The 3,109-nt window shown below is 49.9% G+C and carries 1 rRNA gene; it reads left to right on the forward strand.

The features are described from left to right. The first annotated feature begins 133 nt into the window (after positions 1-133). Positions 134-3,027 (forward strand): 23S ribosomal RNA (locus tag RH88_RS00025). Positions 3,028-3,109 lie beyond the last annotated feature (82 nt).

The raw sequence follows: 3,109 nt of genomic DNA on the forward strand, positions 1-3,109 counted from the left end.
CACATTCAAGTGTTCTTGGCAATATCATCATTTATGATGATTATTCGAAATTGAGTCCGGCAAAATCGAACGTCTCTCACTCATAAAATAGAGAGACAACTTGGTTGTTTAACGAAACTCCTTCGGGTTGTATGGTTAAGTGACTAAGCGTACACGGTGGATGCCTTGGCAGTCAGAGGCGATGAAAGACGTAGTAACTTGCGATAAGCCCAGATTAGGTAGTAACAACCATTTGAGTCTGGGATTTCTGAATGGGGAAACCCACGTGCATAAGCACGTATCATTAACTGAATACATAGGTTAATGAGGCGAACCGGGGGAACTGAAACATCTAAGTACCCCGAGGAAAAGAAATCAACCGAGATTCCGAAAGTAGCGGCGAGCGAAATTGGATTAGCCCTTAAGCGTTTTATGCGTCAGGTGAAACTTCTGGAAAGTTGTGCGATACAGGGTGATAGCCCCGTAACCGGCAACGCATATTAAGTGAAAACGAGTAGGGCGGGACACGTGTTATCCTGTCTGAATATGGGGGGACCATCCTCCAAGGCTAAATACTACTGACTGACCGATAGTGAACCAGTACCGTGAGGGAAAGGCGAAAAGAACCCCTGTGAGGGGAGTGAAATAGAACCTGAAACCGTGTACGTACAAGCAGTAGGAGCAGGCATTGCGTCCTGTGACTGCGTACCTTTTGTATAATGGGTCAGCGACTTAATTTTAGTAGCAAGGTTAACCATCTAGGGGAGCCGTAGGGAAACCGAGTCTTAACTGGGCGTATAGTTGCTAGAATTAGACCCGAAACCAGGTGATCTAGCCATGGGCAGGTTGAAGATTGAGTAACATCAATTGGAGGACCGAACCGACTAATGTTGAAAAATTAGCGGATGACTTGTGGCTAGGGGTGAAAGGCCAATCAAACCTGGAGATAGCTGGTTCTCCCCGAAAGCTATTTAGGTAGCGCCTCGGACGAATACTACTGGGGGTAGAGCACTGTTAAGGCTAGGGGGTCATCCCGACTTACCAACCCTTTGCAAACTCCGAATACCAGTAAGTACTATCCGGGAGACACACGGCGGGTGCTAACGTCCGTCGTGGAGAGGGAAACAACCCAGACCGCCAGCTAAGGTCCCAAATTATTACTAAGTGGGAAACGATGTGGGAAGGCTTAGACAGCTAGGATGTTGGCTTAGAAGCAGCCATCATTTAAAGAAAGCGTAATAGCTCACTAGTCGAGTCGGCCTGCGCGGAAGATGTAACGGGGCTAAGTAATAAACCGAAGCTGCGGCAATGAAGTTTACTTCATTGGGTAGGGGAGCGTTCTGTAAGCGGTTGAAGGTGTGCTGTAAGGCATGCTGGACGTATCAGAAGTGCGAATGCTGACATGAGTAACGATAAAGGGGGTGAAAAACCTCCTCGCCGGAAGACCAAGGGTTCCTGTCCAACGTTAATCGGGGCAGGGTAAGTCGACCCCTAAGGCGAGGCCGAAAGGCGTAGTCGATGGGAAACGGGTTAATATTCCCGTACTTCTTATAATTGCGATGGGGGGACGGAGAAGGCTAGGTGGGCCTGGCGACGGTTGTCCAGGTTCAAGTACGTAGGCGGGTGGTTTAGGTAAATCCGGACCGCTATTAACGCTGAGATACGATGTCGAGCTACTACGGTAGTGAAGTCATTGATGCCATGCTTCCAGGAAAAGCCTCTAAGCTTCAGATTATAAGAAATCGTACCCCAAACCGACACAGGTGGTCGGGTAGAGAATACCAAGGCGCTTGAGAGAACTCGGGTGAAGGAACTAGGCAAAATGGTACCGTAACTTCGGGAGAAGGTACGCTCTCGACGGTGAAGTCCCTCGCGGATGGAGCTATTGGGAGTCGCAGATACCAGGTGGCTGCAACTGTTTATTAAAAACACAGCACTGTGCAAAATCGTAAGATGACGTATACGGTGTGACGCCTGCCCGGTGCCGGAAGGTTAATTGATGGGGTTAGACTTCGGTCGAAGCTCTTGATCGAAGCCCCGGTAAACGGCGGCCGTAACTATAACGGTCCTAAGGTAGCGAAATTCCTTGTCGGGTAAGTTCCGACCTGCACGAATGGCGTAATGATGGCCACGCTGTCTCCACCCGAGACTCAGTGAAATTGAAATCGCTGTGAAGATGCAGTGTACCCGCGGCTAGACGGAAAGACCCCGTGAACCTTTACTACAGCTTGGCACTGAACATTGACCCTACATGTGTAGGATAGGTGGGAGCCTTTGAAGCACGTACGCCAGTATGTGTGGAGGCAATCTTGAAATACCACCCTTGTATGCTTGATGTTCTAACGTTGGTCCCTTATCGGGATTACGGACAGTGCCTGGTGGGTAGTTTGACTGGGGCGGTCTCCTCCCAAAGAGTAACGGAGGAGCACGAAGGTGGGCTAAACACGGTTGGACATCGTGTGGTTAGTGCAATGGCATAAGCCCGCTTAACTGCGAGAATGACGGTTCGAGCAGGTACGAAAGTAGGTCATAGTGATCCGGTGGTTCTGTATGGAAGGGCCATCGCTCAACGGATAAAAGGTACTCCGGGGATAACAGGCTGATACCGCCCAAGAGTTCATATCGACGGCGGTGTTTGGCACCTCGATGTCGGCTCATCACATCCTGGGGCTGAAGTCGGTCCCAAGGGTATGGCTGTTCGCCATTTAAAGTGGTACGCGAGCTGGGTTTAGAACGTCGTGAGACAGTTCGGTCCCTATCTGCCGTGGGCGTTGGAAAATTGAAAGGGGCTGCTCCTAGTACGAGAGGACCGGAGTGGACGAACCTCTGGTGTTCGGGTTGTCATGCCAATGGCATTGCCCGGTAGCTAAGTTCGGAATCGATAACCGCTGAAAGCATCTAAGCGGGAAGCGAGCCTTGAGATGAGTTTTCCCTGGCACTTTAAGTGCCCTAAAGGGTTGTTCGAGACTAGAACGTTGATAGGCAGGGTGTGTAAGCGCTGTGAGGCGTTGAGCTAACCTGTACTAATTGCCCGTGAGGCTTAACCATACAACACCCAAGGGGTTTTGTAGGACTCAATGCAAGAACGATTGAATGTGTAATAGAACTTCAAAGACAGCTTTCCAGATTA

The organism is Vibrio scophthalmi LMG 19158 (genome assembly GCF_000222585.1).
Lineage (GTDB): Bacteria > Pseudomonadota > Gammaproteobacteria > Enterobacterales > Vibrionaceae > Vibrio > Vibrio scophthalmi.